This window comes from Amycolatopsis sp. A1MSW2902, assembly GCF_017312175.1.
Taxonomy (GTDB): domain Bacteria; phylum Actinomycetota; class Actinomycetes; order Mycobacteriales; family Pseudonocardiaceae; genus Amycolatopsis; species Amycolatopsis nivea.
The window spans coordinates 2,133,264-2,145,418 of record NZ_QJPO01000001.1 but is presented as its reverse complement, the minus strand read 5'-3'; the positions used below and the strand labels follow the sequence as shown (position 1 = coordinate 2,145,418).

Sequence of the window (12,155 nt, the reverse complement as noted above, 5' to 3'; positions counted from 1 at the left end):
ATCCCCCGACACCGCGGGCCCAGTCCCGGCCTGGGAAAACGGCCCGCCCCGGCGTTCGCGCCCACGCACGCCGTGAAGCACCTCACACCGTTGCCTCGCCCGGCAAAACCGTTGCGGCACAAGAAAAGTGTTCAGAGGCTGTCGGCGATCGCGACCGTCAGCACCCCGTTGGCGGCGTGCTGGACGGTTCCCTCCACCTCGTAGACCTCGCCGAGCATGTCCGCGGTGATCACCTCGGCGGGCGATCCCGACGAATGCACCGTTCCCTCGTGCAGCACGACGATCCGGTCCGCGATCCGGGCCGCGAGCGACAGGTCGTGCACCACGGCGACCACCGCCGCGGGCTGGTCGCGGGCGAACTCCCGGACGATCCGCAGCACCCGGAGCTGGTTGCGCAGGTCGAGATTGCTCGTCGGCTCGTCGAGCAGCAGCACGTCGGGTCTGCGCGTCATCGCCTGCGCCAGTCCGACCATCTGGCGCTGCCCGCCCGAGAGATCGGACAGCCGCCGGGTGGCGAACCCGTCCAGGCCCAGTCTCAGCAGGGTCGCCGCCACCCTGTCGTCGTGGTCCCGTCTGCCACCGCCGCCCAGCTTCCGGGCGACCAGCACCGCCTCGAAGACCGTCAGCGAACTCGGCGGCGGCGGATCCTGGGGCAGGTAAAGGATTCCGCCGCCGTCCGGGCGTGCGGCCGCGTCGCGCCCGGACAGCCGGACGTGCCCCCGGACCCGGTGGAACCCCGCGACGCACCGCAGCAACGTCGACTTCCCCGAACCGTTGGGCCCGACGATCGCGGTCACCTCCGGCGCCCGCACCTCGGGCAGCGTCACCTCGCGCAGCACCGGAGTGCGCCCGTAGCCGAACGCGAGCCGTTCGACGTGCAGAGTCAGGTCCACAGCGTCCTCCTGCGGGACAAGATCAGCCCGAGAAAGACCGGCACCCCGACGATCGAGGTGACGATCCCGACCGGGACGAGCACGCCGGGCACGAGCAGTTTCGCCACCAGCGACGACGCGCACAGCAGAAAGGCCCCGCCGAACAGGGACGCGGTGACGAAATAGCGCTGGTCCTCCCCCACCAGCATCCGCGCGATGTGCGGGCCGACCAGCCCGACGAACCCGATGCTGCCCGCGATCGACACCGCCGTCGCCGCGACGAGGGAAATCCCCGCCAGCACCACGATCCGCACCCGCTCGACCCGCACGCCCAGCGCCCGCGCCCGGTCGTCGCCGAGCCGCATCGCGGTCAGCTTCCAGGAAGCCCGCAGCACCAGCGGAACCGCGACGAGCACGACGACCGCGAGCATCCCGACCTGCGGCCAGGTCGCCCGGCTCAGGCTGCCCAGCGTCCAGAACACGACCTGCTGCAGCTGCGCTTCCGACGCGACGTACTGCATCAGCGACAGCAGCGCGGTGAACAGGAACACCATCGCGATCCCCAGCAGCACCATGGTTTCCGTATGCGGGCCGCGCACCACGCTGAACGCGATGATCACCGCGCTGGTCAGCATCGCGAAAATCCACGCCATCCCGGCCGTGCCGACCAGGCCGAGAACCGGGATCGCCGACACACCCGCCACCAGGCTCAGCGCCGCCCCGAAACTCGCCGCGGCCGACACCCCGAGCGTGAACGGCTCGGCCAGCGGATTGTTCAGCACGGTCTGCATCTCCGCCCCGGCCAGCGACAACGCCGCGCCGACGAGAATGGCCGTCGCCGTCATCGGCATCCGGAGGTGCCAGACGATCTCCGTGTCCATCGCCGGCGCGTCCCACGGCGTGAAGATCGCCCGCACCGTGTCCCCGATTCCGAGCGCCTCGCCGCCGACCGCGATGTCCGCCACGGCCACGGCAATCGTCAGCAGCACCAACGCCGTCACGGTCAGCCGTTTGCGCCGGGCCCGGCCGCGGTGTGCGTCGACGACCTCCGCGACGCGGACTTCCGGGCTCGCCAGTTCAGCCTGAGCCGTCACGGCAGCTCCGTCCAGAACGTGCCCTGGTACGGGACCGGCAGGAATTTCGCGTGCAGCTCACGGATCGTCGCGTCGGGATCGACGTCCTGGAACAGGTCCGGGTGAAGCCACTTGGCGAACCACTCCACAGCAAGGAAGTTGTACGGCGAATCGTAGAAGTGGTGCCACGCCGCGTACGTCCGATGCTCGCGAACCGCTTTCAGCTGCGGGAATCCCGCCTGTTTCCGGACGATCGACTGCAACTGGGCCTTCGCGTCCTCCGGCTTCTCGGCATACCCGAGCGACACGAACGAACCCGCCTTCGCCGGGGTGCCGGGCGCCCAGTCCGCACCGGTCGCGATGACGACGTCCGGGTTCCGGCTCAAGACCGTCTCCGGCGAAACCGTCCCCTGCCGCGTTTTCAGCACGTCGTCGGCCAGATTCGCCCCGCCCGCGAAGGTGACGATCTTGGCGAGATTGGACTTCGCGAAGCTGGAACAGCAGTCGAAATACCCCGGCGCACGCCACAGGAACGTCGGCGTCGGCGGCTGGTGCGCACTGTCCAGCCGCGACCGGACCCGATCTATGGCCGACTGGTAATAAGCCGCGAACGCGTCCGCCCGGGCGGTCCGGCCGGTCAGCTTGCCCATCAACCGCACCGACGGGACCGTGTTCCCGAGCGGATTCTCGAAGTAGTCGACCACGACGGTCGGAACGCCGACCCGGTCGAGCTTGTCCACGACGCCCGAATCCTGCGCCGCCTTGAAGTTCGCCGCGCTGATCACGAACACGTCCGGCCGGAGCCGGAGCGCCGCCTCGACCGAGAACGACCCGTCGTACACCTGCCCGGTGCGCTGGATCCGGTCGAGCCCGGGGAACGCCTTCCGGTACTGCTGCCAGGAATCGGGATCGTTCTGCTCCAGGTCGTTCGGCAACCCGACGATCCCCCGCAGCGGATCCTCCTTGTCCAGCAACGCGGTCGTGTACAGCATCCGCGCCCCGTCGAGCAGAATCCGCTTCGCCGGCACCGGAACCTCGACCTGCCGCCCCAGCACGTCGGTGAGCGGCTGTTTGGCAGCACCGGCGTCCGCGCCTTGCGGCGCCGAACACGCCCCGGCCGCCAGGACCGCCGCCAGCAGGACTGCGCCCGGCCGGAGCCGTTCCGGGCGTCGACGGAGCCAGGTCAGGAAGTTAGGCATGCCTTACCTTAACAGCGGACCCGCCGTGCGCAATGCCCTGACCGAATCGCCCCGATTCGGCCGGATTCATCCATGCGGAAACGGGAATGTGTCAGGCCCGATTCCGTGCGGACCGGAAGAACTGCGTTTCAGCGAGCTTGCTCGGGAGACCACTGCAGCAGGAACCGCAGCGCCTCCTCGCTCGGCGAACCCGGTTCCGCGGTATAGGCGACCAGCAGTTGCTCCGGATGAGTGTCCACTGTGAACTGTTGGACGTCGAGTTCGAGCTTCCCGGCGACCGGATGGCGATAGACCTTCGACAGCGCACGCGGCCCGCGCACCTGGTGATCCGCCCACCACCGCCGGAAATCCGGGTCCCGCACGCTCAGTTCGCCGACCAGCGCGCTCAACGCCGGATCGTGCGGCGTGCGGCCGGCTTCCATCCGCAGCACCGAAACGCACTCGCGCGCGGCCCGCGGCCAATCGGCGTACAGCGACCGGAACGATTCGTCCACAAAGGTCAGTCGGATCAAATTCCGCTCAGCCACCGGCAATTTCTCGAAGTCAGTGAGCAAGGCGGCGCTTCCGCGGTTCCAAGCCAGCACGTCCATCCGGCGGTGCAGCACCATGGCCGGAACGTCGCGCATCGTGTCCAGCAACTGCCGCAACCGGGGCGCGACCTCGGGCCGGGCCGGTTGGCGCGGGGAGACCGGCGCGACGTCGGCGACCGTGAAGAGGTACGCGCGTTCGTCCGGCGCGAGTTGCAGGGCATCGGCCAGCGCGTCGAGCACCGACCGGGAAACGCGGTTCGTGCGGCCCTGTTCGAGCCGCACGACGTAGTCGATGCTGAGGTGTGCGAGCTGAGCCAGCTCCTCGCGCCGCAATCCGGGGACGCGCCGCCGCCGTCCGTCGTCCGGATACCCCGCCTGCCGCGGATCGAGCGCCGCCCGGCGGGCGCGCAGGAAGTCGCCCAGTTCGCTTGCCATGCCACCAGTGTGCCGTGCGGGCCGGGCCGCTTGCCTGGTACTGGGATGCATAGGCAGCACTGTCCCTGGTTCGGACCCTGGACCGCGCCGAAGCTGGAGGCATGCGAAACGACATCTCCTTCCGCAGCAACAACCTCCGCATCGCCGCCCACCTCTATCTCCCGGACACCCCCGGCCCGCATCCCGCGCTGGTCGTCGGGCACCCGGGCACCGGTGTCAAGGAACAGACCGCGGGCTCGTACGCCGAGCTGATGGCCGCGCAGGGCTACGCCGCTCTCGCCTTCGACGCCGCTTACCAGGGCGAAAGCGAGGGCCTGCCGCGCGGACTCGAAGACCCTGCTCAGCGAGTCGAGGACTTCAAAGCCGCGGTCGGCTACCTGACCGGCCGCGAGGACATCGACCCAGCCCGGATCGGTTTGCTCGGCATCTGCGCGTCCGGCGGCTACTCGCTGACCGCCGCCTCCACCGACCGCCGAGTGCGAGCCGTCGCCACGGTCAGCGCCGCCGACGTCTCCCGCCAGCTGCGCCTCGGCGCCGACGGAACCCAGGACCCGGCGGTGTTCGACGCGATGCTGACCGCTTCCCGCACCGCGCCCGGCGGCCTGCCGGTCTTCCCCGCGAACGAACAGGAAGCCCGCGCCACCGGCCAGCACGCCTACGAGGGCTGGGAGTACTACTGCACCCCGCGCGGCGCGCACCCCCGCTCCGCCAAGACGCTGGCCTGGGACAGCATCGACCGGCTCGCGTTCTTCGACGCTTTCGCACCGCTCCCGCTGCTCGGGCCGCGACCGCTGCTGATGATCGTCGGCGACCGCGCCGAGACCATGTGGATGAGCATCGAGGCGTTCCAGCGGGCGACTGGTCCGAAGGAGATGTTCCGCGTCCCCGGAGCGTCCCATGTGGACCTTTACGACCGCCCGGCGGCGGTCGGCCCGGCGGCGGAAAAGCTGGCCGAGTTCTTCGGCAAGCACCTGTGACCGTTGGGCGGCAGGGTCTCTACTGTCCAGCGCCCCCGGAAGCAGTGTCGAGCGGACGTTCGAAGAAGGTCTCGAGGACGACGATCGCCTGGGTGCTCGTGACTCCGTCGATCGCGTAGAGGCGGCGAAGCGAGGCCTGCAGTTCCTCCGTAGTCGCCGTGCGGATCTTCACCAGGAGAGCCGCCGGGCCCGCGATGACGTGCGCCTCGACGACCTCGGGGAGCGCCGCGATCGCTTCGCTCGTCGGCGAGTCGCCCATCCAGGCGTTGGCCTCCACCAACACGAACGCCGCCACTCCCCGGCCGACCGCCGCCGGATCGACGTCGACGGTGGTCCGCCGGATGACGCCCTGTTCGCGCAGCTTCCGCACCCGCTCGTGCGCGGCGCCCGCGGACAATCCCACGGCCTGCCCCAGCGCGGCATAGGCCTGGGTGGCGTCACGCTGCAGCTCAGCGAGGAGTCTGCGATCCAAGTCATCCACACCTTGACGATATCAAGTTCGGCAAGACAAGCTCTAGGCGAGATGACATTCAGAACCTGGGGGTAATCAGTGGACCTGGTCAAGACTGAGTTCGCAGTGCTGGACGAGCGGTTCGCGCGCTGCAACGGCGACGAGTGGATGCAGCGCCTGCACACCGGATGCCGCTGGACCGAGGGACCGGTCTATTTCCCGGCCGGCCGCTACCTCGTGTTCAGCGACATCCCGAACGACCGGACCTTGCGCTGGGACGAGACCACCGGCCAGGTCGGCGTGTTCCGGCAGCCCTCGGGCTACGCCAACGGCCACACCAGAGACCGCGCGGGTCGGCTGGTCAGCTGCGAGCAGGGCCACCGCCGCGTCACGCGCACCGAACCGGACGGCAGCGTGACCGTACTCGCGGAGCACTATCGCGGCCGACGGCTCAACAGCCCCAACGACGTCGTCGAACGGTCCGACGGATCCATTTGGTTCACCGACCCGAGCTACGGCATCGACAGCGATTACGAGGGCTACCAAGCAGAAAGCGAGATCGGTGCCTGCCACGTCTACCGAGTCGACCCGGCAGACGGAGAAGTCCGGATCGTCGCGGACGACTTCGAACGCCCCAACGGTCTGGCCTTCTCCGCCGACGAGAGCAAGCTGTACATCGCGGATACGCGGCAAAATCCCAGCCACATCAGGGTTTTCGACGTCACCGACGACGGCAAGCTCACCGGCGGCGAAGTATTCGGCACCTGCGACAACGGCGCCTTCGACGGGCTCAGAGTGGACACCGCAGGACGAGTCTGGGCAGCCGCCCACGACGGGCTGCACTGTTTCGCTCCCGATGGCACCCGGATCGGCAAACTGCTGGTGCCGGAGATCTGCTCGAACCTGACCTTCGGCGGAGCACGCCGCAACGAACTGTTCATCACCGCGTCCAGTTCGGTCTACACCTTGCGCGTCAACTTCAACGGGGTTCGCTGACCGGAATCGCCCACCCGGCAACTTGATCGCGAACGGCTTCGGCATGAGGCGGGGACGGAACGGTCGAGTTCGGTCAACGCACTCTCGCTTGTCCCCGTGCGACGGGAAGCTCACCGCTATGCTCGGGAGCCACAGGAGGGGACGGGATGGCGGTCAGACTCCGGGTTTCGCCCGGCAAGCGCGGAGCTCACCGGAGCATCGAGTCGGCCCTGCGCAGTGCCGCCGGGCGGCGGGGGTCGTGCGTTGTCGAGGTGGATCCGGGGCGTTATCCGGAAAGCCTGTTCGTGCAGGGGGACGTGCGCATCGCCGCGCGGCAGCCTGGGACGGTGGAGATCTGCCCGCCGACCGGTGCGGGCGTCGTAGCCTCGGGCACCGTCCGGCTGGAAGGCCTCGTGCTCCGGGCGCGGGACAACGACGTGGTCCGCTGTGCCGCCGGCACCCTTGCGATCAGCGCGTGCACCCTCGTCGCACACGGGGACACCGCCGCGTTGCACGGGCCGCCCGGCAGTTCGGTCACGGTGACGGACACCGAGTTGCAGTACGGCCGCGCACTCTTCACCGGTTCGCACGCTCTGCTCGAACGATGTGTGTTCACGGACTCCGCGAACACCGGGCTGTGGGCCACCGCTGGTGCCGACGTCACCGTGCGCGACAGCCGATTCGACCGGTGCCGGGTCCACGGCCTGCTCTCCCGCGGTTCCCGCGCCGCCGTGACCGGCTGCCGGTTCACCAGCCCCGGCGACGCTGCGGTCGCCGCGGACCAGAACGGGAGCCTCGACGTCGCCGACTGCCGTATCGAAGCCGCGCAGACCACCGGCATTCGCTACGCCCAGGGGGCGCGCGGCACGATCACCGGCACGCACGTCGGCCCGACCGACACCGGGCTGGTGGTCGCCGACGGCGCCGACCCGCTCGTGCGCGGATGCACCTTCGAAAACCCCCGGGTGGCCGGAATTGATGTGAACACCCGCGGAGCCGGGCGGTTCGAGAACGTCACCGTCCGGCAGGCGCGGAAGTTCGGCATGTTCGTGGCCACCCAGGGCACGCCGGTCCTGAGCGGCTGTCGCTTCGACGGCGGCAACATCGGGATCTACGTCGAGAACGCGCGCCTGGTCGCCGCCGACACCGTCATCGAGGGGTTGGACAACACCGCCGTGCGGTTCGCGGGCCAGGGGAATTCCGAACTGACCCGGCTGCACGTCGCGCGCTGCCCCGTCGCGGTCGAGGCCAACGGAACCGCCGACGTTCAAGTCACCGACGCACGAGTGCGCGACTTCGAGCTCGTGGGAATGCTCGGGCACGAGAATTCGTCGATGCGCGCCGCGAACTGCAGTGTGTCCGGCGGCCAGATCGCGTTCAGCGCGAGCAGCAGCGCCCATCTGGACCTGCACGACTGCGAGGCCAGCGACACCGAACTCAGTGGCGGGGCCGTGTTGGGCAAGGCGACGCTGACCGCACGGCGACTCACTGTTTCCGGGTCGCCGTCCATGGGCGTCTTCGTCGCGGAGAAGGCCAACTTGGTCCTCGACGACAGCGTCTTCACCGGCACGACGACCGCCGGCCTGAATTTGCACGGCGCGACGGCTCTCGTCCGCAACGTCGACGTCAACGGGTCCGAGGGCTGCGCCGTGCACCACAACGGCAGCGCCGTGCTGAAAGAGTTCCGCTCGCCGCTGCGGGTGATCGAGGTCGAGCCGAAGCCCGAGCCACCGCAGATCGTGCACAATTACCACGGCCCGGTCATCCACGGGGACGTCGTCCAGTCCGTGCTCACCTGGGGCAACACCGTCGTCCAGCAAGCGACACCCGACCACCGCACCTGACCGGGAGGAAGCCCGTGCCCACCGAAGAACACCATCACCACGGCCCGGTGATCCACGGCGGCGTGCACAATTCGCAGCTGGCGTGGAACAACCGGAACGTCACGCAGAACCTCGCGCACACCGAGCAAGTCGCACCCGGGTTCGAAGCCGTCGCCGAGGTCGTCGCCGAGGTCAAGCGGCAACTCGGCAGCCTCGGGCTGCCCGAAGCGGACGCCCGCGACGCCCGCGAAACCGCCGACGCCGTCCTCGCCGAGGTGGTCAAGCCGGAGCCGGACCGAGGCATCGTCCGCAAGGGCCTCACCGCGTTGAAGGGCCTGCTGGCCCAGCTCGCGATGGGGCTGCTCACCGGAGCACACGAGGGCGCCGTCGAAACCGGCAAGGAGCTGGTGCACGCGCTCAGCCAGCTGCCTCTCTGAGGTTCGCCTGTCCCGCGCTTCACGGTCTACAGTGGACGGTCAGAAGCCCGGTGCCTTGCCAGGACTCATGATCCCGCGCGGACCAAGCGCCGTCTGGAACGTCTCGTCGGCGGCCCGCCACACCTCGGGCGCGCTCGGCAGCCGGATAGGCCAGCCGCCGGACTTCGAGAAGCTGAGCCGCCTCGACGCGGACTGCGGCTTCCTTCGCGGCGGCCGGATCGAGCTGGGCGATGAGCATGGCCTGGGTCGTTCTTCGCCTACCGGGTTTCGCCGAAGATCCGCCGGTAAGCGCCCGGCGTGGTTCCGAGCCGTGCCCGGAAGTGTCGGCGCAGGTTGACCGCCGAGGCGAGCCCGACCCGGTTGGCGATGGTCTCCACCGGAAGGGCGGTCTGTTCCAGCAGCACCCGTGCCGCGTCGAGGCGCTGGCCGAGCAGCCACTGTCCCGGGCTGGTGCCGAGTTGCTCGGTGAACCGCCTGGCGAGCGTCCGGTTCGACAGCCCGGCCCGCCCGGCGAGCCGGGCCACGGTCAGTTCGGTGTCGAGCTGAGTGGTGGCCCACTGCAGCAGCGGGGCCAACGACTCGTCGGCTCTCGGCGGGACGGGCTGCGCGGCGTACTGGAGCTGGCTGCCGTCCCGGTGCGGCGGCAGCACCATGTTCCGGGCGATCCGGGCGGCGTGTGCCGCGCCGTGGTCCGCGCGGACGAGGTGCAGCAACAGGTCGATGCCCGCCCCGGTTCCGGCGCTGGTCGCCACGTCGCCGTGGTCCACGTAGAGCACGTCCCGATCTACCGTCACCTCGGGGAAGGCGGCGGCGAGCCGGTCGGTTTGGCGCCAGTGGGTGGTCGCGCGGCGTCCGTCGAGCAGTGCGGTCCGGGCGAGGACGAACGCCCCCGTGCAGATGGCCGCGATCCTCGCCCCTCGCCGATGGGCGGCCCGCAGCGCCTCGATGACGGCCGACGGCACCGGTGCGTCGGGCGGCTGCCAGCCGGGGATGATCACGGTGTCCGCCTCCTGCAGGGCTTCGAGCCCGCAGTCGACGAGCATCGTGTAACCGGCGGTGGTCCGCAGCGGGCCGGGACGCTCGGCGCAGATCCGGAAGTCGTAGCGGGCAGGCACGTCCTCCCAGGCGGTGCCGAAAACCTCGGCGGCACACGCGAGTTCGAAGGGCGACTGGGGCGCGTTGAGCAGGGCTGCCACCCGATGACGGGCCATGGCAGGAATATACCCAAGGATGTCATTTTGGACTCTCGGCATCGAAGCCAGCCCCCGGTCACAGTGGTCGGATGAGCGAAGCCAATGGAACAGGCGTGTCGCGGACCGAGGTCCAGGTCGACGGTGAAGCGGCCAGCTACTTGACCGCGGGGCGGGACGGCCCGGTGGTCCTGCTGCTGCACGGGACGTATTGGAGCCGCGTGTGGCTTCCGGTGCTGGGCCGCCTGGCCCAGGCGGGGCTGCGGCCCGTCGCGGTCGACCTTCCCGGGCTGGGACGCTCAGGAGGCGAACTCACCCCGGAAACGGCCACGGTCCCGGCCCTTGCAGACTGGCTCACGCGATTCGCCTCCGCACTGAAGATCTCCGGGCCGATCGCAGTGGCGGGCCACGACATCGGCGGCGCCATTGCCCAGCATCTCCTTGCCCATGATCTGTTGGAGATACGCCGGCTGGCCTTGGTCAACTCGGTCGCCTACGACTCCTGGCCGGCACCGCACGTGGCGCGGTTCCGGGACCCGGCGGTCGCAGCGGCCGTCACCGCCGACGGCCTCCTCGCCGCCCGCCGGCAGGCCGTGGCCTCGGCACTGGCAGACGCCGCCACCGAACAGCTGATCGCCGAGTATCTGGATCCGTGGACGAACCCCCGGGTCCGCCGCTCCTGGCTGGCGATGGCGGGCGCGGCCGACAACCGCTACACCCTCGATCTCGTCCCCGCGCTGCGCCGGTCCACGACGCCCAAGCTGCTGATCTGGGGCGAGGACGACAGCTTCGAGAAAGTGGAGTACGCCGAGAAATTCGCCTTGGAGATCCCGCGAACCACGCTCGTGCGCATCCCGCGAGCGGACCACATCCCCACGGAAAACGCCCCCGGCCAAATCGCCAAAGCCCTCGCCGATTTCTTCACAATGTAGCCGTCATTGCGACGCAGTAAGCGTCCACCTTCCGAGTTACCCCGATGCCGCCTGCTGTGCCCGAAGTGCGGCGACGCCTGGTCGAGCCGGCGGGCGGTGAGGTAGGCGGCGGGCGGTTGCCCGGTCAAGGCGCTGAACCGGTCGGCGAAGGCGGAGCGGGACATGGTGGCGGTCTTGGCGAGGTCGGCCACGGTCCAGCGGCGGGCCGGGTCGCGGTGCATGGCGGTCAGGGCCCGGCCGAGGGCGGGATCCATCGCCGCGATCAGCCAGCCGGTCCGGTCCCGGGTGCGAATCAACCCCCGCCACACCATCGAACTCGACGCCAGCCACGCCTCCCTGGCGTCCCAGCCCGGCCAGATCGCCGACCTGATCGACACCGCCGCCCGCGCCTGACCGGCCCTCTCGACACCGCCCGGCGCTGCTGGAGCACTCCCGCAGCGCCGGGCCTATGGCCAATGGACCAAGGAAAGTGTCCCAGACAGTCAGCGCCGGCGGCCGGGGCCTATTCCAGGCCGACGAACATCGTCTCGTGCAGACGGCCGACGTGGGCGCGCACGACGCGGGCCGCCGTTTCCGGGCGGCCGGCTTCCAGTGCGTCCACCAGTCTCGCGTGTTCCCGGTTGGACTCGCGCAGTTTCGGCATCGGGTACGGCAGGTAAAACCGGTGCAGTTCCCTCAGCACGACCTCGTACTGCCGCACCGCCGCGGCCGGCCCCGGCGCCGCCACCGCGCGGTGGAACTCCGTGTCCAGTTCGTGAAACTCGGCCCAGCCGGCCGCGTCTCGCATCCGGGCCACCAGCTCCCGCAGGCGCGGGACGTCCGGCGACCGAGTGGCCGCCAGCTGCGCCAGCCCGGACTCCAGCACCAGCCGGTGGTCGATCAGCTCCCGCACCTCGGCGGCCGATGCCCGGTACGCGCCGACCTCCCGCACCCGGGCCGCCGGCGGGTGCTCGGCCACCAGCGTGCCGCCGCCCCGGCCGCGACGGCGTTCGATCACGCCGTCTTCGGCCAGGGATTCCAGTGCCCGCCGCACGGTGATCTCCGCGACGTCCAGCGCCCGCGCGATCTCCGCGTTCGACGGCAGCCGCTCCCCCGGCGCCAGCAGGCCCAGCTCCACCGCGAGCGCGATCCGCGCGCGCACGGTGTCCAAAGCGGACAGCCGCCGGATCCCGGTCACCGCGGGGGAATTGAGGTCTGCCGTGGTCATGCGACGACCGTACCGCACAAAGTGCTCATGATGAGCACTCTTGTTTAAGTGTTC

The 12,155-nt window shown here is 69.9% G+C and carries 13 protein-coding genes; 6 read left to right on the top strand and 7 right to left on the bottom strand.

Annotated elements, in window-relative coordinates; genetic code table 11:
- Positions 1 to 131 precede the first annotated feature (131 nt).
- The 4 genes from DMP23_RS09815 to DMP23_RS09800 all read right to left on the bottom strand — a co-directional run bounded on the left by DMP23_RS09815 (position 132) and on the right by DMP23_RS09800 (position 4,109).
- Entirely contained in the window at positions 132 to 893 is a 762-nt protein-coding gene (locus DMP23_RS09815) for an ABC transporter ATP-binding protein (protein ID WP_337820844.1), read from the bottom strand.
- On the bottom strand, positions 884 to 1,966 hold the full coding sequence (locus DMP23_RS09810) for a FecCD family ABC transporter permease (protein ID WP_205673254.1): 1,083 nt from the start codon (positions 1,964 to 1,966) through the stop codon (positions 884 to 886). The genes DMP23_RS09815 and DMP23_RS09810 overlap by 10 nt, the downstream gene beginning before the upstream one ends.
- On the bottom strand, positions 1,963 to 3,144 hold the full coding sequence (locus tag DMP23_RS09805; protein WP_238605305.1) for an ABC transporter substrate-binding protein: 1,182 nt from the start codon (positions 3,142 to 3,144) through the stop codon (positions 1,963 to 1,965). Before DMP23_RS09805 ends, DMP23_RS09810 begins: the two co-directional genes overlap by 4 nt.
- Positions 3,145 to 3,272: 128 nt before the next feature.
- A complete protein-coding gene (locus tag DMP23_RS09800) occupies positions 3,273 to 4,109 on the bottom strand; it encodes a helix-turn-helix transcriptional regulator (protein ID WP_037819283.1) in 837 nt (278 codons plus the stop codon).
- A gap of 101 nt (positions 4,110 to 4,210) precedes the next feature.
- On the opposite strand from DMP23_RS09800, the gene DMP23_RS09795 reads away from it, so the two are divergent.
- The gene (locus DMP23_RS09795) at positions 4,211 to 5,086 is read left to right on the top strand and encodes an alpha/beta hydrolase (RefSeq protein WP_337820843.1); all 876 of its coding nucleotides are present in this window, start codon (positions 4,211 to 4,213) and stop codon (positions 5,084 to 5,086) included.
- Between the two features lie 19 nt (positions 5,087 to 5,105).
- Here DMP23_RS09795 and DMP23_RS09790 read toward each other — a convergent pair whose 3' ends face one another.
- Complete coding sequence (locus DMP23_RS09790; RefSeq protein WP_037819279.1) at positions 5,106 to 5,567, bottom strand: AsnC family transcriptional regulator; 462 nt, start codon at positions 5,565 to 5,567, stop codon at positions 5,106 to 5,108.
- Between the two features lie 69 nt (positions 5,568 to 5,636).
- On the opposite strand from DMP23_RS09790, the gene DMP23_RS09785 reads away from it, so the two are divergent.
- From DMP23_RS09785 to DMP23_RS09775, 3 genes are all read left to right on the top strand, one after another.
- Positions 5,637 to 6,533: an SMP-30/gluconolactonase/LRE family protein gene (locus tag DMP23_RS09785; RefSeq protein ID WP_337820842.1), complete on the top strand. Its 897-nt coding sequence runs from the start codon at positions 5,637 to 5,639 to the stop codon at positions 6,531 to 6,533.
- 146 nt (positions 6,534 to 6,679) lie between these two features.
- A complete protein-coding gene (locus tag DMP23_RS09780) occupies positions 6,680 to 8,356 on the top strand; it encodes a right-handed parallel beta-helix repeat-containing protein (RefSeq protein ID WP_337820841.1) in 1,677 nt (558 codons plus the stop codon).
- A 14-nt stretch (positions 8,357 to 8,370) separates the two neighbouring features.
- The gene (locus DMP23_RS09775; protein ID WP_134666889.1) at positions 8,371 to 8,772 is read left to right on the top strand and encodes a hypothetical protein; all 402 of its coding nucleotides are present in this window, start codon (positions 8,371 to 8,373) and stop codon (positions 8,770 to 8,772) included.
- A gap of 257 nt (positions 8,773 to 9,029) precedes the next feature.
- On the opposite strand, the gene DMP23_RS09770 is transcribed toward DMP23_RS09775, so the two are convergent.
- Positions 9,030 to 9,983 (bottom strand): helix-turn-helix domain-containing protein, encoded by a 954-nt coding sequence (locus DMP23_RS09770; protein ID WP_134666891.1) that lies wholly within the window; start codon positions 9,981 to 9,983, stop codon positions 9,030 to 9,032.
- 71 nt (positions 9,984 to 10,054) lie between these two features.
- On the opposite strand from DMP23_RS09770, the gene DMP23_RS09765 reads away from it, so the two are divergent.
- A complete protein-coding gene (locus tag DMP23_RS09765) occupies positions 10,055 to 10,894 on the top strand; it encodes an alpha/beta fold hydrolase (protein ID WP_134666893.1) in 840 nt (279 codons plus the stop codon).
- Between the two features lie 219 nt (positions 10,895 to 11,113).
- Entirely contained in the window at positions 11,114 to 11,287 is a 174-nt protein-coding gene (locus DMP23_RS09760) for a hypothetical protein (protein ID WP_240690796.1), read from the top strand.
- A gap of 109 nt (positions 11,288 to 11,396) precedes the next feature.
- On the opposite strand, the gene DMP23_RS09755 is transcribed toward DMP23_RS09760, so the two are convergent.
- A complete protein-coding gene (locus DMP23_RS09755; protein ID WP_134666895.1) occupies positions 11,397 to 12,101 on the bottom strand; it encodes a FadR/GntR family transcriptional regulator in 705 nt (234 codons plus the stop codon).
- Between the last annotated feature and the right edge of the window lie 54 nt (positions 12,102 to 12,155).

Coding starts and splice junctions, on each gene's coding strand:
- DMP23_RS09795 (WP_337820843.1), top strand. CDS start 4,211: ATGCGAAACGACATCTCCTTCCGCAGCAACAACCTCCGCATCGCCGCC.
- DMP23_RS09755 (WP_134666895.1), bottom strand. CDS start 12,101: ATGACCACGGCAGACCTCAATTCCCCCGCGGTGACCGGGATCCGGCGG.
- DMP23_RS09765 (WP_134666893.1), top strand. CDS start 10,055: ATGAGCGAAGCCAATGGAACAGGCGTGTCGCGGACCGAGGTCCAGGTC.
- DMP23_RS09780 (WP_337820841.1), top strand. CDS start 6,680: ATGGCGGTCAGACTCCGGGTTTCGCCCGGCAAGCGCGGAGCTCACCGG.
- DMP23_RS09760 (WP_240690796.1), top strand. CDS start 11,114: ATGGCGGTCAGGGCCCGGCCGAGGGCGGGATCCATCGCCGCGATCAGC.
- DMP23_RS09770 (WP_134666891.1), bottom strand. CDS start 9,983: ATGGCCCGTCATCGGGTGGCAGCCCTGCTCAACGCGCCCCAGTCGCCC.
- DMP23_RS09805 (WP_238605305.1), bottom strand. CDS start 3,144: ATGCCTAACTTCCTGACCTGGCTCCGTCGACGCCCGGAACGGCTCCGG.
- DMP23_RS09800 (WP_037819283.1), bottom strand. CDS start 4,109: ATGGCAAGCGAACTGGGCGACTTCCTGCGCGCCCGCCGGGCGGCGCTC.